The sequence below is a fragment of the Roseobacter sp. TSBP12 genome, assembly GCF_009129705.1.
Lineage (GTDB): Bacteria > Pseudomonadota > Alphaproteobacteria > Rhodobacterales > Rhodobacteraceae > Celeribacter > Celeribacter baekdonensis_A.
In genome coordinates this window covers 258,940-277,659 of record NZ_PYIB01000007.1, presented here as the reverse complement: position 1 = coordinate 277,659, position 18,720 = coordinate 258,940, and the positions used below count along the sequence as shown (strand labels likewise).

Below are 18,720 nucleotides of genomic sequence, written 5' to 3'. Positions count from 1 at the left end.
CTTCCCTCTCATGCGGGGCTGGTTCCGGTCCAGGCTTGGTGTCCAAGCGCGTTGAGGATCGACGACATTTTGTAGCCGTCCTCTGTGGCATGGATCAGTGCGGAGGCGGTATAAGGTGCCGTCGCACGCTGGCCGTGGCTCAACAGTTGTGTCTCATAGGTTGCGATAAAAGTCCCGTCGTGACAGTCCTCAAGCGAGATCGGGCGGCGGTAGATTTCGTCCAGCTTCATGATTTCACAAGCCTGAAGGTAAAGGTCGAAATCCGCTTTCAACTCGTGGCGGGTCTGAAACATCACGGGGCCTCGTTTTTGCACCATGGAAAAAGGCAGGAGGATACGGTTGGCCCAAGTGTCGAAATCACCCGTGGTAAAACAGGTTGAAATGTCGTCAAGGAACGCCCGGAACTCCGCCTCATTCACATTTAGATCCTTTCGATAATCGTCGCCGCCCCCATGCCCGAGGCGATACACAGCGTGGCAAGGCCTGTGCCTTTGCCAGTGCGTTCCAATTCATCAAGAAGTGTACCAATGATGATCGCGCCTGTCGCGCCCAACGGGTGGCCCATGGCGATGGAGCCGCCGTTGACGTTGACTTTGCTGTCATCGACATCAAATGCCTGCATAAAGCGCATCACCACGGCGGCGAAGGCCTCGTTGACCTCAAACAGGTCGATGTCCGAAATCGACATGCCGCTGTCGCGCAGGATTTTTTCGGTCACGGGCACGGGGCCAGTCAACATGATCGTCGGGTCGGTGCCGATTTTTGCCGTCGCACGGATGCGCGCGCGGGGCTTGAGGCCCCATTTCTCACCAAACTCTTTGTTGCCGATCAAAACGGCGGCGGAGCCATCGACGATACCGGACGAGTTGCCCGCATGGTGGATGTGGTTGATCGCCTCAAGATGCGGGTATTTCATCATCGCGATCTTATCAAAGCCGGGCATCACTTCGCCCATGTCTTTGAACGAGGCTTTCAGATTGCCAAGCGCCTCGACCGTGGTGCCGGGGCGCATGTATTCGTCGTGATCAAGGATGGTCAGGCCATTGATGTCTTTGATCGGAACAATGGATTTGGCAAAGCGACTGTCTTTCCAAGCCGCCTCGGCGCGGTCTTGCGACAGCACGGCCAGAGTGTCGGCCTGTTCGCGGGTAAAGCCATATTCGGTGGCGATGATGTCCGCCGAAATACCTTGTGGCACGAAATAGGTTTTCATCGCCAAGGCCGGATCGACGGCGATTGCTGCACCATCCGAGCCCATCGCAACCCGGCCCATCATTTCGACACCACCGGCTATGTATCCCATGCCCGCGCCGCCTTTGATCTGGTTGGCGGCGATGTTCACTGCCTCCATGCCCGAAGCGCAAAAGCGGTTGATGGCGAGGCCCGGAATGGATTGATCCAGATCGGAGGCCAAAACGGCGGTCCGTGCCAAACAGCCGCCCTGTTCGCCAACCTGGGTCACGTTCCCCCAGATCACATCCTCGACGGCATGACCGTCCAAACCGTTGCGCTCTTTCACCGCGTTCAGGATTTGCGCGGACAGGCGCGCGGATGTCACCTCGTGTAGGGAACCGTCCTTGCGCCCCTTGCCGCGCGGGCTTCGCACGGCGTCATAAATATATGCGTCAGTCATTCAGATCCTCCAACTCGTCGTCACTGGGCCCGGTCCATGGGGGAGCCGGGCATCATATCATAAGGGTGTTTCCAGCCGGGCAGGGTTTCGATCCGCCCCAGCCAAGCGTCAATATTGGGCCAATCGGCCCGCACAAACCCAAAGGGTTCGGGGTAGAACAGGTAAGAACAACAGGAAAAATCCGCGATGGTCGGGCCTGTCGTACCCGCAACCCAATCGCGATCCGCCAAAGCGCTATTCAGGGTGGCATAGGCAGATTTCAACCGACCTTGCATAAAGGCGATGACCTCTTGTGGGCGTTTGTCCTCCGGTACAAAGTTCATCAAAAACCGGGTCATGCCGACCTGTGCGGACATTTTGTGGTTGTCCCAGAGCACCCAGCGCAACACTTCGCGTTGCTCGGCCTCAGTCGCGCCGCCAAATTTCCCGGTCCTTTTGACCAACTCAGTCAGGATCACGCCCGATTGCGTCAGGGTCAGATCCCCGTCGATATAGACCGGGCATTCGCCCATCGGATTGAGCGCGCGAAACGCATCGCTGCGCGATTCACCGTTGAAAAAATCGACATAGACCTGCTCCCACGGCAGCTCTGCCAAGGTCAGGGTCAAGGCCACTTTGTAGGAATGCCCGCTTTCACCAAAGCAATAGAGCTGTGCCGTCATCTGTCCGATCCTTGTGCTGCAACGTTGACCCAAACATGGGGGCAGAACAGGCGCATTGCAAAGGTTCGATGTGCCTCAGCTTCATCGTTGGAAAAATACTCACCGCGCAGCAGGGGCGTCAAAACGCAAGCTCTGACAAGGGGCGCGGTGTGGGTCATTTTTTCCTCTTCTCCAAATCTGCATTGAACAACCGCATCCGGTGTTCAAGGTTGTCTTCGTTTATGACGGAGGTGAAATTTTCGAACAGGAAAGACAAAGCCTCTCCCTCATCCAGTCCCGCCTCCCTTGCGAACCGTTTGAGACGACGATAGCCATCTTCGGTCATAGAAACAGGAAAACGCCGCGTCATTCTAAAGCGCTTGGGCATGGTTACGCTCCGTCATTTGGCCCATTTGGGCCGACACACAAAAAGACCCCCCGCCCGACATCCGGGCGAGGGGCCAAAAGATCAAGGTGACCCGAGTTTAGAACGCTTCGGCGGCCAGCGCCATCACCGGATCGGCACCAGATTCGATCCGTTTCAACAGCGTGCCGGTCATCGGCAGCGAACGGGCCATGTAATAGCGCGCGGTGATCAGTTTGTTTTTGTGGAACTCGGGATCGTCGGTGCCATTGGCCAGCGCAGTGAGCGAGGTTTTCGCCATCCGACCCCACATCAGACCAAGGCAGACATAGCCAAACAGATGCATGAAGTCATAGGAGCCAGACAGTGCCGCGTTCGGGTTTTTCATGCCGTTTTGCATGAAATACATGCCCGCGCCCTGAAGGTCTTTCGAGGCGGCTTTGAGCGGATCAACAAATTCCGCCATGTCGCCGTCGCCGTTCTCCTTGCAGAAGGTTTTGACCATGTCAAAGAAGGCCATGACGTGTTTGCCACCGTCCTGCGCCAATTTGCGACCCACGAGGTCCAGCGCCTGAACGCCGTTCGCGCCCTCATAGATCATCGCAATTCGGGCATCGCGGGTGAATTGGGACATGCCCCATTCTTCGATATAGCCATGGCCGCCATAGACCTGTTGCGCGTTCACGGTCGCCTCATAGCCTTTGTCGGTGAGGAACCCTTTGAGCACCGGCGTCATCAAGGACACGAGGCCCTCTGCGGCGGTGTCGCCGCCTTTGTGACCCGCATCAATCAGTTGCGCGCCCCAAAGCATAAAGGCCCGCGCGCCCTCGATAAAACTCTTTTGATCCATCAGGTTGCGGCGGATGTCCGGGTGCACGATCAGCGGATCGGCCGGGCCTCGGGGTTTTCGGCACCGGTGACAGCGCGGCCCTGAAGCCGGTCTTTGGCGTAAATCACGGCGTTTTGGTAGGCGGCTTCGGCTTGGGCGAGGCCCTGCATGCCGACGCCCAAACGCGCCTCGTTCATCATGGTGAACATCGCGCGCATGCCTTTATGCATATCGCCCAAAAGATACCCCGTCGCTTCGTCATAGTTCATCACGCAGGTCGAGTTGCCGTGGATGCCCATTTTCTCTTCGATGGAGCCAACGGACACGCCATTGCGCGCGCCTAGGGAGCCATCTTCGTTGACCAAAGACTTCGGCACGATGAACAGCGACACGCCCTTGATCCCCTCAGGCCCGCCAACGATCTTGCCCAGCACAAGGTGGATGACGTTCTCGGACATGTCGTGATCGCCCGCCGAGATGAAAATCTTTTGGCCGCTGATCTTGTAGGAGCCGTCGTCCTGCGGCTCGGCCTTGGTGCGCATCAGGCCCAGATCGGTGCCGCAATGCGGCTCCGTCAGGTTCATCGTCCCGGTCCAGTCGCAGGAGGTCATTTTCGGCAGGTAGGTGGCTTTTTGATCTTCGGTGCCATGCACCAAAATCGCCGACGCCGCGCCATGGGTCAGGCCCTGATACATGGTGAAGGCTTGGTTCGCGCCGGAAAACAATTCGCCCACGGCGGTGCTGATCAGATAGGGCAGACCTTGGCCGCCGTATTCTTCTGGCAGATCGAGCCCCGGCCAGCCGCCTTCCTTGACTTGTTCAAAGGCCGCTTTGAACCCGGTCGGCGTGGTGATCACCCCGTTCTCAAACGTACAGCCTTCTGTGTCGCCCACCGTGTTCAACGGCGCAATCACTTCGGAGGCCAATTGGCCCGCAGCGTCCAAAATGGCTTCGGTAAATTCGCGATCGAGGTCGGCGTAGCCCGGCACCTCGGAGTTCGAAATGTTCAACACATCGTGCAGAACATATTGAATGTCTTTTGTTGGCGCCGTGTAGCTCGGCATGGCTGATCTCCCTTTGCGTGTCTCGCGAGGTCAGCTTTTTGTGCCCTCGCGTGTCTGTTTCTCAAGTTCGGTTTCGGCGAACTCAATCTCATGCTCCAAATCGGCCATGACACTGAGGAGCAGTTGTTTTTGCTCCTCCATCCCCGCAAGCTTAACGCGATACGCCTTTAACGTCTCGCGTAGCTGCACCACCCCTCCGTCGTTCTCTGAGAACAGATCAAGCAATTGCCGGATCTCTTCCAAAGAAAAGCCAAATTTTTTGCCCCGCATGATCAGTTTCAAACGAGCCCGATCGCGTTTGGTGAACAGGCGTTTCTGTCCCTCGCGGATCGGAAAGATCAGTTCTTTGGCCTCATAGAAGCGCAAGGTGCGCGGCGTTACGTCGAACGCCTCACACATTTCGCGGATGGTCATTACCTCTTTCGTCATCGGGCGGTTTACTCCGTTTCCCGTCAGCGGTGGATATGGTCCACATACCGACTGTGGGGCGCGCGAAGTTCTGCCTTCGCCCCATCCTATTCGCTTCTTGCCCATCTCTTTAATCGAAACGTGGCGTCACTTCCGATCAGGCAAGTTTTGCGCGTCGGATCGTCTCAGTCAAAAAGATATTCATTCGACAGATTGATTGCAAACGGTTTGGGGAATTGTTCAAAAGTAAAGAAAATATCAGCTAAAATTGATATTAAAGCGCTTTGGGTTTTGGTCCAATTCTGGGGTGTTAGGCATTGCGGCTGAGTGCCGTCAAAATGCAATCTCTGGGCTTTTCCCGCCAAAGACGTTGCGTCGTAAGGGCGCGCATTTGCCCGCAAGGCGCATGAGTATCGTCATAGGCATTCATCACAATGCATGGAAGGTCACAAGACTGGAAGGCCACACCACGGCGGCGGCGTAACATTTGCAGCGCCTTAGGGTCATTTTGGGTATGAGGGTGCGGCGGCCCTCAGGCGGGTTTGCCACCCGCCAGAGTGTCTGCGCGCAGTTTCTTGAGCTCATCAATCGCCTTGTCGAGGTCCTGACGTTGTTCTGTCAGCGCTTGAAGTTGACGATCTGCCAAGTCGATAAAGGCCGCCGATTGCGCATCGGTGCCTTCTTCTTCGTAGATCGACAGCCATTGGCGAATCTCTTCGAGTGAAAACCCATAGCGACGGCCCCGAAGAATCAGTTTCATCCGCGCCAGTTCGCGCGGGGTGTAAAACCGTGACCGGCCTTCCTTTTCGGGGGCCAGCAATTCGATATACTCGTAATATCGCAGGGTGCGCGGCGTCACATCGAACTGCGCGCACATTTCCTTAAACGTGAGACGTTGGTCAGACATGGCTTCACTCTCCTCACGTCGCATCTAAACTGATGGGTTTAGTTTCGCAACTTAATTCAGAACGTTTGGGAAACCATAGTAAACGACATAGCTGAGGATCAAGGCCGGGATTGCAGTATAAGCGGTGGCCAGCACGGCCGCACGCGGTTCCAACGCGATGGCGGGGAACAAAGCGTCGCCATCGTTGGAAATCGCATTGCCCAAAAGCGCTGCAAAGGGGATCAGCCCGTTGATATAGAGTGTTGTGACCAAAACCTGCGGGCCGCAACCGGGGATGAATCCGATCAGAATGGCGATCAGGGGCAACAGTGGCGCGATCGAGGAAAACAACGCAGCAAGGTCCAGACCCAAAAACTGCGCCGCATATTCATAGGTCAGATAGGCCCCGATCACCCAGACCGAGATAAATGAGGTTTCCTCAGCCATACGCGTCACCGGTGCATCGTCCGGGTGAGTCATTGCCTGAACTGGCGAGAGGACCCAAATCACCAGACCCATGCCCGTGCCGATCAGCGCGAAGACGGTGATCGGGATGCCGAACAGGGTGGTAAGTTCGATCTGTGCCAATTGTGCGACACCAACGGCAAGTGCGGGGAAGAGCGGGACGAGATAGGCGATGTCGCGCGGACGGATGCGGCCAATCCGAGGTGCCAACTCACAGGCGGAGCCTGCGCTGCGCGTCACGCCGTTGGGATGAAGCACATCCACCAACCAGCCAAACAGAATGCCCGTGGCGAAAGACAATGGCAGGACCACAAGCGCCGCATCGGGTCGGGTGGCGATCAACAAAAACGCCGCGTCGCCCATGGTCGCCGTGAGTGTCGCCACCACTGCACCAAAGCCGACATTGCCGCTGGAATAGGCTGCGATCACAATCACCGCGCCGCCACATCCGGGGGTCGCGCCCAGCAGGGAGGCGAGTGGCACCTGCATCCATCTCGCCCCTTTGAGCGCTTCGCCCATACTAAACCGAAACACACGCTCCGCGCCGTAAAACAACAACAATGTGGCGGCGACAAAAGCGGAGACCTGGGTGAAGGCGTCGGTCATTTGTGCTCGGGTAAGCGCGCCAAGCGGGGCTGGGGCCAATGCCAGCGCGACAAAAGCGAGGGCGATGATGATACGTTTGAAACGCAGTGGCCGCTGGATCGCCAGTTTTGCCAGTGGCACTGTATTGGGCACCGCGACGCGGGCTTCGACGCGGGCTTCATTGGGGCGGGCAATGTTGGTCATGCGGGAAACTTCCGTGGGGTTAGTTGCAAGTCATTCTTAATTGCAGAAGATAAACCTTGCAGCCCGTGTTGCAAGCCACATTATGCAAACCCATGCCCAAAGGGTCGAGTTTTGCCCGCCGCCGCCCAAAAGCACCGCTGTGCACAGTCAATCAGCCGTCTCCAATGAGCCTTTTATGACCGAAGAACGTACAAAAATTGCCCGCCAATTCATCGAAGCCTTGCCGCACTGCCGGGCGCTTGGCATGAAACTTGATTCGATCGGTCAGGGGGAGGCAGAGATTTTTATGCCCTACTCCGAAGCGCTGATCGGCGACCCGGACACGGGCGTGATCCATGGTGGCGCGGTGTCGGCCTTGATGGACACATGCGCCGGGGCCTCCGTTATGAGCCATCCGAAATCAGGGCCGGCGACCGCTACGATTGATCTGAGAATAGATTACATGCGCGCCGCCAAACCCGGCGCGACCATCACCGCCCATGCGATTTGTTACCACATGACCCGCTCCGTCGCTTTCGTGCGGGTGTCGGCCAATGATGGAACCTCCGATGTCCCCGTTGCCGCCGCCACAGGGGCCTTTACCGTGGAGCGTACGTGATGATGCGAGCCAAACCCGAACCCGTCCAGGTCGTCAAAGAACGGCGCGATGCGGCGCTTGCCGCCTTGGTGGCGCGGGTGCCCTATATCACCTTTATGGGTTTTGAATTTGAACGGCGCGGCGATGAATTGACCGCGATCATGCCATATCGTCCTGATTTGATTGGGAATCCCACCCTGCCTGCGCTGCATGGCGGGGCTTTGGCGGCGTTTTTGGAGGTCACGGCGATCATTTCGCTGGGCTGGTCTTTGATTTGGCCACGGATGGAGGCGGGGGAGGGCGTGGAGGTGATGCCCGCCTTGCCAAAAACCATCGATATAACTGTGGATTATCTGCGCTCCGGCCTGCCGCGCGATGCCTATGCTCGCGCCGAGATCACCCGCGCGGGGCGGCGCTATGCCTCTGTTCGGGTGGAGGCGTGGCAGGACAACCGGGCCCGACCGACCGTACAAGCCATGGGGCATTTCTTGATGCCCGAGCTTGAGGTGCAGCCCTGAAATGACTGACGCATCGGTGGCACTGACCCACAAACGGGTCCTTACAATCGCCATTCCCATCGTTTTGTCCAACGCCACCGTGCCGATCCTTGGCGCGGTGGATACGGGCGTGGTGGGACAAATGGGACTGGCCGCACCGATTGGGGCCGTGGGGGTTGGCGCGATTATTCTGGCGTCAATTTACTGGCTCTTCGGTTTTTTGCGCATGGGCACCACCGGGTTGGTGTCACAGGCGCGCGGGGCCGCGGATACGGGCGAAGTGGCCGCCCTTTTGACCCGCGCGTTGATGATCGGTGTGGTCGGCGGTGTCGCGTTGATCGCGCTTCAGGTGCCGATTCTTTGGGCCGCCTTTCGCCTGTCTCCGGCCTCGCCCGAGGTCGAAAGGCTTGCCCGCAGTTATATTTCCATCCGCATTTGGTCCGCGCCTTTTGCCATCGCGCTATACGGTATCACCGGCTGGTTGATCGCCCAGGAGCGTACCCGTGGCGTCTTGGTGCTGCAATTGTGGATGAACGGGCTCAACATCGGTTTGGACCTCTGGTTCGTGCTGGGGCTGGGCTGGGGGGTTCAGGGCGTGGCGACGGCGACGGTTTTGGCCGAGGTCAGCGGTGCGATGATGGGGCTTTGGCTCTGTCGCGATGCGTTCAACGTGCCAAGTTGGCGCGACTGGGCGCGGGTGTTTGACCGGGCGCGGCTGATCTATATGGCCAAGGTCAATACCGATATTTTGATCCGCTCCGTGCTGCTGCTGGCCATCATGGTCAGCTTTACCTTTCTCGGTGCCGGGTTTGGCGACCGCACTTTGGCGGCCAACCAAATCCTGATGCAGTTTATCGAGATCACCGCTTATGCCCTCGATGGCTTTGCCTTTTCTGCCGAGGCCATTGTCGGTCATGCACTTGGCGCACGTTCGCGCGCGGCGTTGCGGCGCGGCGCTTTGCTGGCCTCGTTTTGGGGGCTGATTGCCTCTGGGCTTTTGGCGCTGGGTTTTGCCGTCTTTGGCGGTGCGATCATCGACACCATGACCACCGCGCCCGAAGTGCGCATTGCGGCGCGGGCGTTTTTACCATGGATGGTTTTGGCCCCGCTTTTGGGCTTGGCGGCCTGGATGTTGGACGGGATTTTCATCGGCGCAACCCGCACCCGCGATATGCGCAATATGATGATTCTGTCGCTTTTGGCTTATGTCATTGCCGTGGTCCTGATGATCCCGTTGTTCGGCAATCACGGTCTTTGGGCCGCGCTGATGGTCAGCTATATCGCGCGGGGTGCGACGCTTTTGTGGAAATATCCGGGGCTTGAGGCACAGGCCACGCGCGTGGGTTAAAGATGGGTTAAAGCCAATCGCTGCGCTTGGTGCCGACCGCTTCCGCGACCGTGTCAAACCCGTCTTGTTTGAGCAGATCGTCCAAACCACGCGCGATGCGCGGTGCCAGTGAAAGGCCCTGATAGACCATCGCTGAGTAAAGTTGAACCACCGAGGCCCCGGCGCGGATTTTGGTATAGGCGTCGAGAGCGGAGGCGATGCCACCGACCCCGATCAGTGGCATGTCATCGCCCAAATCACGGGACAATTGCGCCAGAACCCGCGTGGACTTTTCGAACAATGGACGACCAGACAGACCGCCTATCTCGTCTTTGTGTGCAGATTTCAAACCTTCACGCGATAAAGTGGTGTTGGTGGCGATCACTGCGTCAATGCCGGATTTGCGCGCCACCTCGGCCAGTTCGGTCAGTTCGGAGGCCTCCAAATCCGGGGCGATTTTCAAGAACACCGGCACTTTATGATCCAAATCTGTGCGCGCCTCCAACACGCCGCGCAACAGAGCCTCAAGCGCCTCAGGCCCCTGCAAGTCGCGCAGGCGTTCGGTGTTGGGCGAGGAGACATTGACCGTAGCGAAATCAATCGCATTGCCGCAATGGGTCAGCACTTTGGCGAAATCACCGGCGCGATCTTCGCTGTCTTTGTTGGCACCAAGGTTCAGGCCAACGGGGATTTTGGCGCGGTGGGTCGACTGGCGGCAGCGCGCCAAGCGATTGCCGATCACCTCCATCCCGTCATTGTTAAAGCCAAAGCGATTGATCACCGCATGATCTTCGCTCAGGCGAAACAGGCGCGGTTTTGGGTTGCCCGGCTGAGGGCGCGGGGTTACGGCACCCAGTTCAATAAAGCCAAAGCCCGCGCGCGCCAGTTGCGGGATGGCTTCGGCGTTTTTGTCAAACCCGGCGGCCAGACCCACGGGATTGGGCATCTCAAGGCCTGCGATTTTGGTTTTCAGCCGCGTCGATGTGATCGGACCGGGCAGGGGGGCCAAGCCCGCGCGCAGGGCGGACAGGGCGAAGTGATGGGATTTCTCCGGGTCGAGGCTGCGCAAAAGCGCCATGCCGACCTGTTCAAAGAGAGTCATTCATTGATCCTCTGGCATAGATCTTCTGGAAAGAGATGCCCTTCGGGGCCAAGCGGCAGGGTTTTGACCCACAGGATGTCATCCATGCGCAGGGCACGATAGAGATGTGGGAACAAGGCATCGCCACGCGACGGCTCCCATTTGATATGCGGGGCCATAGCGTCGCTGTCGCAGGCGAGAATATGCAGACCTTCCTCGCCCGCAAACCATTTGGTCACGGTCTCTTTGACCTGATCTTTGGTGGAGAAGTGGACATAGCCATCGGCCAGGTCAACAGGTGCACCAAGGGTCTCGCCGCCCGCCTGCATGGCCGCCCATTCGGGGGCCCGGAAGATTTTGTAAATATGCATGTCTCTCAGATGCCAGTGCTGCAGCACTTGGTCAATGGGGCTTTGTGTCCCAGCGGGCGCAGGGTCACAGCCAGCGACCGAAATGTCTGTGAATCCGTGGGATGATGAAAAACACCATGGATAGAACGATGATCGGCACCATGACGAGATTGCGTTGCCAGATCGACCAGTCGCTTGTGACAGGGGCGAGGGCATAGATCAGGGTGGTCACCAAGGGGTAGACGCCCAAAAAAACAAAGGCGCTAAACCGCAGGCGATTGGGTTTGCGTGGGGTGGCGGGGCTGGTGGTGACTGTGGGGCTGGTGGTGACTGTGGGCATGTGATACTCCAAACGGAACGATGCGTTTCGTTTTATATGAACGGCGTGTTCTGATATGTAAAGGAGGTCGTCTGTGCCAGAATTCACAGGTGAGTGCGCAAAGCCGCAAAGACGGTCGATCGGCGCGCGGCGCAACCCGGCAACGGAGGCGGCGATTCTGGATGCCGCTTGTGATTTGTTGCGTGAAAAGGGCGTGCATGGCTTGACGATGGAGGCGGTGGCGCGGCGCGCGCGGGCGGGCAAAGCGACGCTTTACAAGTGGTGGCCCAATCGGGGCGCGCTTTTGGTGGCGGTCTATGAGCGCTCCAAGGGCGCGCATCAACACAAGGATATGGGCAATCTGGTCGACACCATCGCAGAGTTTTACCGCTATGTGTTCGCATTCTGGAAAACATCGGAGGGGCAGGTGTTTCGCTTAATCATTGCCGAGGCGCAGTCGGATCAGGATGTGGCAGAGGCATTGGAGCGCTATCGCTTGGAACGTTTGGCGGCCTTGAGTGAGGCGGTCGGATGGGCGCAGGCATGTGGTGAATTGCGCGAGGGTGTCGAACCGGACGCCTTGGCGGATACGATCATGGCGGCAGCTTGGCTGAGATTGCTCACAGATCGCCTTACGACAGATCCGCATCGGTTGGCCCGTGACGTGGTGTCTGGCTGGATTGTCGAAAAACAATGACCTGCCTGTCATTCGTGCGTTACAAAACTGTTACATGAGAAATGTAGCTGATGAAGAGGTTAGAGCTTTGACTCTTCGGTCAACTCTCGTCAGGGTTTATGGTATCAATTCAACAGGGGTGCAGAAATGCTCAAAAAAATCCTTCTGACTTCGGCGGCTATGATGGTCTCCGCTGGTGCGGCCTATGCCGATTATTCGCTCACTATTCTCCACACCAATGATTTCCACGCGCGTTTCGAACCGATTTCGAAATACGATGCCGGGTGCTCAAGCGAGGACAACACCGAAGGCAAGTGTTTCGGGGGCTCGGCGCGTCTGGTGACGGCTGTGGAAGAGGCGCGCAAGCGGTCGAACAACTCCATCCTCGTCGATGGCGGCGACCAATTCCAAGGCACGTTGTTCTACACCTATTACAAAGGCAAACTTGCCGCCGAGATGATGAACAAGCTCGGCTATGACGCGATGACGGTGGGCAACCACGAATTCGACGATGGTCCCGAAGTGCTGCGCGGCTTTATGGATGCGGTGACCTTTCCAGTCCTGATGTCGAACGCCGATTTCTCTGGCGAGCCTTTGTTGGCCGATAAGCTGCTCAAATCCACCATCATCGAACGCGGTGGCGAAAAGATCGGCCTGATCGGTCTGACGCCGCATGATACGGACGAATTGGCCTCCCCCGGTCCGAACGTGATCTTCACCGATCCCTCCGATGCGGTTCAAGGCGAGGTCGACAAACTCACCGCCGAGGGCGTGAACAAAATCATCGTTCTGTCCCACTCCGGCTATAACGTCGACAAAACCGTTGCCGCCAACACCACCGGCGTGGATGTGATCGTCGGCGGTCACTCCAACACGCTTTTGGGCGACATGGAGGGGGCCGAAGGGCCGTACCCGACCATGGTGGGCAACACCGCCATTCTGTCGGCCTATGCTTACGGCAAGTTCTTGGGCGAATTGAACGTCACATTTGACGACGCCGGTGAGATCACCGAAGCCGTTGGTGCGCCGATCATTATGGATGCTGCCGTGTCCGAGGACGAGGTCACCGTCGCTCGCATCGCCGAAGCGGCTGTTCCGCTTGAGGAAATCCGCAACAAAGTCGTGGCCGAAACCACCGCAGCGATTGATGGCGACAAAAACACCTGTCGCACAATGGAATGCGAAATGGGGACACTTCTGGCAGATGCGATGTTGGCCCGCGTGAAAGGTCAAGGCATTGAAATCGCGCTGCAAAACGGCGGCGGTGTGCGCTCCTCTATTGATGCGGGTCCGGTGACGATGGGCGAGGTTCTGACCGTTCTGCCGTTCCAAAACACCCTCTCCACCTTCTATGTGCCCGGCTCGACCATTGTCGAAGCGCTTGAAAATGGCGTGAGCCAGTTGACAGACGTGGCGGGTCGTTTCCTGCAAGTTGCGGGTCTGACCTATGCCTATGACGGCTCTGCCGAGGTTGGCGCGCGCGTGTCTGACGTGATGGTGGGCGGTGCGCCGATTGATCTGGATAAGGTCTACGGCGTTGTGTCCAACAACTACGTCCGCAACGGTGGCGATGGGTTCAAAATGTTCATCTCGGCAGAGAATGCCTATGATTTCGGTCCCGATGTGGCCGATGTTGTGGCCGAATATCTGATCCAGAATGGCCCATACACGCCCTACACAGACGGCCGCATCACCGTCAAATAAGGGGCGAAAACCCCTCTTTTGACGCTGGAAAATTTGGAAAGCCCTCGCTACCGTTGCGGGGGCTTTTCTGATGACTGGGACCCTAAGACATGAGCGTGGAGAAAGAGATGCGCGGACGCTGCACCTGTGGGGAGATTGAATATGCGCTGGGCGATAGCTTCATGTGCGTCCATTCTTGTCATTGCACATGGTGCCAGCGCGAAACCGGGTCGGCCTTTGCCCTCAATGGCCTGATTGAAAGGGCCAAACTGACAGTGACCAAAGGCACACCGATGGAGGTCGAAACCGCGTCCAATTCTGGCAAAGGCCAGACCATCGCCCGCTGCCCCTCCTGCCATGTGGCGTTGTGGTCGCATTACGCCGGGGCCGGGCGCGCGCTGGCCTTTGTGCGGGTTGGGACGTTGGATCAGGCGCGCGAGATCACCCCGGATGTGTTCATTTTTACCTCCACCGCCGTGCCTTGGATGCGCTTTCCTGACGGCGCCAAAATCTATCCCGACTACTATCCAACCAAAGAGGTCTGGACGCCGGCGGCCATCGCGCGGCGGAATATGGCCTTGGGGCGGGCGTGATGGATCATCCGCTTCTCGATCTGATCAATGCCAAAATTGCGGAGGCCGAAGCGCGGGGCGAGTTCGACAACTTGCCCGGTGCGGGCAAGCCTTTGCCTGACTGCGACGACCCGGAAAACGCGCTTTTGAATCGTGTGGTTCAGGAAAATGGCGGCGTGCCGGAGTTTGTTTTGTTGGGGCGGGAGTTGGAAAAGCTGCGCACTGAGTTGCGCGAGACGTCGGATCGCACGAGGCGCACCGAGATCATGAAAGACATGTCGATGATGGATGCCAAAATCGACATCGCCCGCAAAGCGTATCGCTAGAGAGTTTTTGCGAAAGATCGAAAAACCTAATGCTGTTGGGGGTTTGTTAAGGCGTTTCGGGGTTTATGGGGGCAATGTCTTTAACCGCGGGAATCCCTATGTTTCGGTCTGGCCTTTGCTCTTTGTTGCTGTTCATCGGAACGCTGTTGCCGCTCTGCGCGCACGCTCAGGCAAGCTATGTCGATTTGGGTCTTTCTGCCCTACATTCTGATGGCGGAACCTCGGGCTTTGAATGGACCGAATATGAGACTTCCGCTGCGGTCGAATGGGCACAAGAGTCGGTGGTCTTTGGTGGTTCCCTTCGGTATGTGCGCTCCGAATTTCCAGGGATCGCCACCTTTAACCTACAATCTCAAACGCTCTGGGTCGGGTATGGTTTGACCGAGTCCCTGCGGTTGCTGGCGGAATATGATCACGCGGACAGCGACTATACCGGCCTCTATCTCGATCATGAGGCGGAGGATTTTGGTGCCGTTTTGGGCGTCCGTCATGAGCTTAAACAGGAAGGCGACGATCTACTGTCTCTTGATGTAAGCTACCGTTTGACGGACGAACTGACAGTGTATAGCAGCCTCTCCCACAGGCTGGATGCCGATGTGTCGACGGGACATGTCTGGGGCGAATATGAGGCGGGCGATCTCTACCTTCTCGGCGGGGTCAAAGAGGCCAGTGATGCAGACCTGAAGATAGGATTTGGCGGCGGTGCGCTTTTGGGAGGCAAATGGGCCGCTTACGCTGGGGCAGAACTGAGCGAGCCGTTTGATTTTTATAGCCTCTCCATGCTTTACAGTTTGAATGATCACTCGACTCTCCATGTGCGAGCGATCCAATCAGACAGCCATGCCAGCTCCAGCTCACAGATGACGTATTCCATCGCCTATCGGCTTGAGACTGGGACGCGCACGGGAACGCGGGGCGCATTGCAAGCCCGACGCCTTTGGATGGACGACCGATTGGGCTTTAGTTTCTAGGCGCAAAGAGGCTTTCCGTTCGTAAGAGTGGCGCGTATATCCATCTCATGTGTGGACGCTTCGCCAATACTCTTGCCTCGGACGTGATGGTGCAGCTGTTTGAAGCGGCCCCTGCGAACGCCCTGCCTTGCGTGCCCAATCACAATGTTTGTCCGACGACCGACATCCATGTGATCTATCGCGCCGGTGATCACCGTCGCCTTGTGCCAATGCGTTGGGGGTTTATCCCCAAATGGTACAAAACGCCCAATGATGGCCCGTTGTTGATCAATGCCCGCGCCGAAACCCTTGCGGACAAACCGGCCTTTCGCGATGCGTGCCGTCTGCGCCGTTGCCTCATCCCAGCAGATGGGTTTTATGAATGGCATCGTCCCGAGGGGGGCGACAAACTCCCGTGGTTTATTCAACCCGCAGATGAGGGTCCGATGGTCTTTGCCGGGATTTGGCAGGACTGGGATCAGGATGGTCAACGCCTATCGACCTGCGCCATGGTCACCACGGAGGCCGAGGGCCGCATGGCGGAGATTCATCACCGCATTCCGGTGATGTTGCGTCCCGAAGATTGGGCGAAATGGCTTGGCGAAGAGGGCCACGGGGCCGCAACGTTGATGCGGGCCGCGCCCGACGCTGCGCTGCGCTTTCATCGCGTCAGCCGCGCCATAAATTCTAATCGGGCCACAGGTCCTGAACTGATTGAGGAGATCAATGAATGACTGAGCAAAAGCCCTTTCTGGAAGCCCCGTCTGCGGCTTTGGCGCATTTGGGCATCGCGATGACGGATTGGAATACAGATTTTGCTCGGTTTGAGGCCGAGATAGCGCCGTTTATGACCAATCGCTCAGGCATTCCCCATGGTGGGATTTACGCCATGATACTCGATACGGCCATGGGGTATTCTGGTGCTTTTACCGGCGATATGCAGGATGTGAGGATGACATTGACGCTCTCGCTGACGGTCAATTACCTGTCTCGCCCCAAAGGCGCGCGCCTCATTGCCGAAGGACGGCGGGTTGGTGGCGGGGCTAAAACGTTTTTCACCGAAGGGCGTCTTTTGGATGAGACGGGCGAATTGATCGCAACGGCAGTCGGCACCTTTAAGGTGCAATCCTAGGACGCAGTTTCATTCAAAATATTGAATTTGTTTGCGGGAGGTGTTACCTGAGTGTCAAAGACCTCATACATCATTGGAGCTATCCCTATGTCCATCGACCGTGCTATGTTTCGTTTCGCCGGAATTATGGTCCTGATCAGCGTGTTGCTGACCCAGTTCGTGCATCCCGGCTTTGTCTGGTTCACCGTCTTTATCGGCGCGAATCTGTTGCAATCTTCTTTCACCGGCTGGTGCCCGGCGGCAAAAATCTTTGCCAAAATGGGCCTCCCGGTTGGCTGTGCCTTCGAAAAATAAGACAACCCAAACGTGATGCAAACGGGGGCCTTCGGGGCCCCGTTTTCGATTTTGGACCAAAGTCCCAAAACCTCGGGGCGACATAGACAATTTGGGGGGGATTGGAGCGGGCGGCGGGAATCGAACCCGCGTCATTAGCTTGGAAGGCTAAGGTCTTACCACTACACAACGCCCGCGCAGTGCGCCCTTAGGTATGACATGACTGCGGGAGGGTCAAGACGGAATGCGCGTGGCGGATTTGCCCCGTTTCAATCTCAATTCGGTCTCTGTACGCCGCGAAGGCTTTCCCTCGCTCATATGACTGTGCATCTTTGTGGCAAAGATAACAGCGCCACGCATGATCGACCGGCTTAGGCCTATCTTTGTGCGATAGAGCGGTTGGATGAGGTGAAATGGTATGAGCGATGCTCCAGTGATGGGCGCGGCGAAAGCCGATTTGGTTTTGGCCGTGGATTTGGACGGGACGCTGATAAAATCCGACATGCTCTATGAGAGCTTTTGGAGTGCTGCCTCCAAAGATTGGCGTTCGGCGCTGGCGGCGGTAAAGGCATTGTCAGGCGGCAAAGCGGCGCTCAAACGTGCGCTGGCCGGTGCATCAGAGGTTGTGGTCGAGACCTTGCCCTATAATGATGAGGTGATCGAGTACATCCGCGCCTGGCGCGCCGCAGGCGGCAAAACCGCGCTTGTGACCGCCTCAGATCAAGGGCTGGCCAACCGGGTCGCTGCGCATCTGAATCTGTTTGACGAGGTGCATGGATCGGACGGCACCAACAACCTCAAGGGCAACAATAAAGCCGCGTTTCTGGCCAGTCAGTATGGTGCAAAAGCCTATGCCTATATGGGCGATCACGAGGCGGATCTGTTGGTTTGGGCCGGGGCAGGGCGCGCGATCACGGTCAATGCGTCAGCGGATTTGCGGGCGAAAGCGGTGGGGCTCGGTGTCGAGGCCGAGCATTTGGGCACGGATGAGACCGATTATAGACCCTATCTCAAAGCGCTGCGCCCGCATCAGTGGCTTAAAAACATCTTAGTGTTTTTGCCGATGCTCTTGGGGCACCAGTTGAATTTCGCTGCGTTTTTCACCAGCTTTCTAGCCTTTTGCGCCTTCTCTCTGGTTGCCTCCTCGGTCTATGTGCTCAACGATCTTTTGGATTTGGCTGCCGACCGGGCGCATCCACGCAAATGCAAACGGCCCTTTGCATCGGGCACATTGCCCATTGCTCATGGCACCGGATTGGCGGGTGGACTGTTTGCAGCGGGTTTTGTTTTGTCGCTGGTGATCAGCCCTTTGTTTCTTTTTGTCATGTTCTGTTATTACACCATGACGACGGGCTATTCGCTTTATTTCAAACGCCGCATGGTGATTGATATCTGCGTGTTGGCCGGGCTCTACACGATGCGGATCATCGCCGGCGGTGTGGCCTCATCGGTGCCTTTGTCGGTCTGGCTTCTGGCCTTTTCGGTGTTTTTGTTCTTTTCCCTCGCGGCCGTCAAACGCCAGGCCGAGCTGGTGGACACAGCCAAAGCGGGCAAGCTCTCGACCTCTGGGCGGGGCTATCATGTCGATGATCTGAGCATCATTTCGCAAATGGCGCTGGCGTCTGGCTATGTCTCCGTGCTGGTTTTGGCGCTTTATATGACCTCACCGCAAGTCAGCCTGTTGTACTCAAACCCTTCGGTGCTTTGGGGGATTTGTCTTGTGTTGTTGTTCTGGGTGAGTTGGATCGTGATGACGACTCATCGTGGCGAAATGCATGACGATCCGATTGTCTTTGCCGTCAAAGACCGGATTTCACGCATCTGCGGCTTGTTGGCGGTGGGCTTTGCTATTGGCGGGGCGCTGAGTTGATCTTCTTG

The 18,720-nt window shown here is 57.4% G+C and carries 22 protein-coding genes, 1 tRNA gene and 1 pseudogene; 12 read left to right on the top strand and 12 right to left on the bottom strand.

Annotated elements, in window-relative coordinates; translation table 11 throughout:
* Positions 1-8 precede the first annotated feature (8 nt).
* The 8 genes and pseudogenes from C8029_RS03920 to C8029_RS03885 form a co-directional block, all read right to left on the bottom strand.
* Positions 9-419, bottom strand: a complete 411-nt coding sequence (locus C8029_RS03920) for a hypothetical protein (protein ID WP_009573084.1) — start codon at positions 417-419, stop codon at positions 9-11.
* 2 nt (positions 420-421) lie between these two features.
* The gene (locus C8029_RS03915; RefSeq protein ID WP_009573085.1) at positions 422-1,633 is read right to left on the bottom strand and encodes an acetyl-CoA C-acetyltransferase; all 1,212 of its coding nucleotides are present in this window, start codon (positions 1,631-1,633) and stop codon (positions 422-424) included.
* A 20-nt stretch (positions 1,634-1,653) separates the two neighbouring features.
* A complete protein-coding gene (locus C8029_RS03910) occupies positions 1,654-2,295 on the bottom strand; it encodes a glutathione S-transferase family protein (protein WP_152002276.1) in 642 nt (213 codons plus the stop codon).
* Between the two features lie 154 nt (positions 2,296-2,449).
* Positions 2,450-2,662, bottom strand: coding sequence for a hypothetical protein (locus C8029_RS03905; RefSeq protein ID WP_040402686.1), 213 nt, complete (start codon positions 2,660-2,662; stop codon positions 2,450-2,452).
* Positions 2,663-2,759: 97 nt separating this feature from the next.
* Positions 2,760-4,531 (bottom strand): annotated as a pseudogene (locus C8029_RS03900) (acyl-CoA dehydrogenase C-terminal domain-containing protein).
* Positions 4,532-4,561: 30 nt separating this feature from the next.
* A complete protein-coding gene (locus C8029_RS03895) occupies positions 4,562-4,960 on the bottom strand; it encodes a MerR family transcriptional regulator (protein WP_040402689.1) in 399 nt (132 codons plus the stop codon).
* Between the two features lie 511 nt (positions 4,961-5,471).
* A complete protein-coding gene (locus tag C8029_RS03890; protein ID WP_009573090.1) occupies positions 5,472-5,846 on the bottom strand; it encodes a MerR family transcriptional regulator in 375 nt (124 codons plus the stop codon).
* A gap of 51 nt (positions 5,847-5,897) precedes the next feature.
* A complete protein-coding gene (locus C8029_RS03885; protein ID WP_009573091.1) occupies positions 5,898-7,079 on the bottom strand; it encodes a putative manganese transporter in 1,182 nt (393 codons plus the stop codon).
* Positions 7,080-7,254: 175 nt separating this feature from the next.
* On the opposite strand from C8029_RS03885, the gene C8029_RS03880 reads away from it, so the two are divergent.
* From C8029_RS03880 to C8029_RS03870, 3 genes are read left to right on the top strand one after another with little or no spacing between them, the layout of a single operon-like run.
* The gene (locus C8029_RS03880; RefSeq protein WP_040402732.1) at positions 7,255-7,677 is read left to right on the top strand and encodes a PaaI family thioesterase; all 423 of its coding nucleotides are present in this window, start codon (positions 7,255-7,257) and stop codon (positions 7,675-7,677) included.
* A complete protein-coding gene (locus C8029_RS03875; RefSeq protein WP_009573093.1) occupies positions 7,677-8,174 on the top strand; it encodes a PaaI family thioesterase in 498 nt (165 codons plus the stop codon). Before C8029_RS03880 ends, C8029_RS03875 begins: the two co-directional genes overlap by 1 nt.
* A gap of 1 nt (position 8,175) precedes the next feature.
* Positions 8,176-9,501, top strand: a complete 1,326-nt coding sequence (locus C8029_RS03870; protein WP_009573094.1) for an MATE family efflux transporter — start codon at positions 8,176-8,178, stop codon at positions 9,499-9,501.
* Positions 9,502-9,508: 7 nt separating this feature from the next.
* On the opposite strand, the gene C8029_RS03865 is transcribed toward C8029_RS03870, so the two are convergent.
* The 3 genes from C8029_RS03865 to C8029_RS03855 all read right to left on the bottom strand — a co-directional run bounded on the left by C8029_RS03865 (position 9,509) and on the right by C8029_RS03855 (position 11,251).
* Positions 9,509-10,582, bottom strand: a complete 1,074-nt coding sequence (locus C8029_RS03865; protein WP_152002275.1) for a quinone-dependent dihydroorotate dehydrogenase — start codon at positions 10,580-10,582, stop codon at positions 9,509-9,511.
* On the bottom strand, positions 10,579-10,932 hold the full coding sequence (locus C8029_RS03860) for a DUF952 domain-containing protein (protein WP_152002274.1): 354 nt from the start codon (positions 10,930-10,932) through the stop codon (positions 10,579-10,581). Before C8029_RS03860 ends, C8029_RS03865 begins: the two co-directional genes overlap by 4 nt.
* A gap of 64 nt (positions 10,933-10,996) precedes the next feature.
* Positions 10,997-11,251 (bottom strand): putative antibiotic biosynthesis monooxygenase, encoded by a 255-nt coding sequence (locus C8029_RS03855; RefSeq protein ID WP_152002273.1) that lies wholly within the window; start codon positions 11,249-11,251, stop codon positions 10,997-10,999.
* A gap of 73 nt (positions 11,252-11,324) precedes the next feature.
* Between C8029_RS03855 and C8029_RS03850 the strand changes: the two genes are divergently transcribed.
* The 8 genes from C8029_RS03850 to C8029_RS03815 all read left to right on the top strand — a co-directional run bounded on the left by C8029_RS03850 (position 11,325) and on the right by C8029_RS03815 (position 16,863).
* On the top strand, positions 11,325-11,927 hold the full coding sequence (locus tag C8029_RS03850; protein ID WP_152002272.1) for a TetR/AcrR family transcriptional regulator: 603 nt from the start codon (positions 11,325-11,327) through the stop codon (positions 11,925-11,927).
* Between the two features lie 126 nt (positions 11,928-12,053).
* Positions 12,054-13,610: a bifunctional metallophosphatase/5'-nucleotidase gene (locus C8029_RS03845; protein ID WP_009573099.1), complete on the top strand. Its 1,557-nt coding sequence runs from the start codon at positions 12,054-12,056 to the stop codon at positions 13,608-13,610.
* Positions 13,611-13,699: 89 nt separating this feature from the next.
* The gene (locus C8029_RS03840) at positions 13,700-14,182 is read left to right on the top strand and encodes a GFA family protein (protein WP_152002271.1); all 483 of its coding nucleotides are present in this window, start codon (positions 13,700-13,702) and stop codon (positions 14,180-14,182) included.
* A complete protein-coding gene (locus tag C8029_RS03835) occupies positions 14,182-14,487 on the top strand; it encodes a DnaJ family domain-containing protein (protein WP_009573101.1) in 306 nt (101 codons plus the stop codon). The genes C8029_RS03840 and C8029_RS03835 overlap by 1 nt, the downstream gene beginning before the upstream one ends.
* 98 nt (positions 14,488-14,585) lie before the next feature.
* The gene (locus C8029_RS03830) at positions 14,586-15,458 is read left to right on the top strand and encodes a hypothetical protein (RefSeq protein ID WP_152002270.1); all 873 of its coding nucleotides are present in this window, start codon (positions 14,586-14,588) and stop codon (positions 15,456-15,458) included.
* Positions 15,459-15,505: 47 nt separating this feature from the next.
* Complete coding sequence (locus tag C8029_RS03825) at positions 15,506-16,171, top strand: SOS response-associated peptidase (RefSeq protein ID WP_009573103.1); 666 nt, start codon at positions 15,506-15,508, stop codon at positions 16,169-16,171.
* Positions 16,168-16,569: a PaaI family thioesterase gene (locus tag C8029_RS03820; RefSeq protein ID WP_152002269.1), complete on the top strand. Its 402-nt coding sequence runs from the start codon at positions 16,168-16,170 to the stop codon at positions 16,567-16,569. Before C8029_RS03825 ends, C8029_RS03820 begins: the two co-directional genes overlap by 4 nt.
* Before the next feature lie 87 nt (positions 16,570-16,656).
* A complete protein-coding gene (locus tag C8029_RS03815; protein WP_009573105.1) occupies positions 16,657-16,863 on the top strand; it encodes a YgaP family membrane protein in 207 nt (68 codons plus the stop codon).
* A gap of 102 nt (positions 16,864-16,965) precedes the next feature.
* Here C8029_RS03815 and C8029_RS03810 read toward each other — a convergent pair.
* A tRNA-Gly gene (locus tag C8029_RS03810) sits at positions 16,966-17,039 on the bottom strand.
* Between the two features lie 221 nt (positions 17,040-17,260).
* Between C8029_RS03810 and C8029_RS03805 the strand changes: the two genes are divergently transcribed.
* Positions 17,261-18,712 carry a UbiA family prenyltransferase gene (locus C8029_RS03805; protein ID WP_152002268.1) on the top strand — a complete coding sequence of 484 codons (1,452 nt, stop codon included), beginning with the start codon at positions 17,261-17,263 and terminating at the stop codon, positions 18,710-18,712.
* The last annotated feature ends 8 nt before the right edge of the window (positions 18,713-18,720 follow it).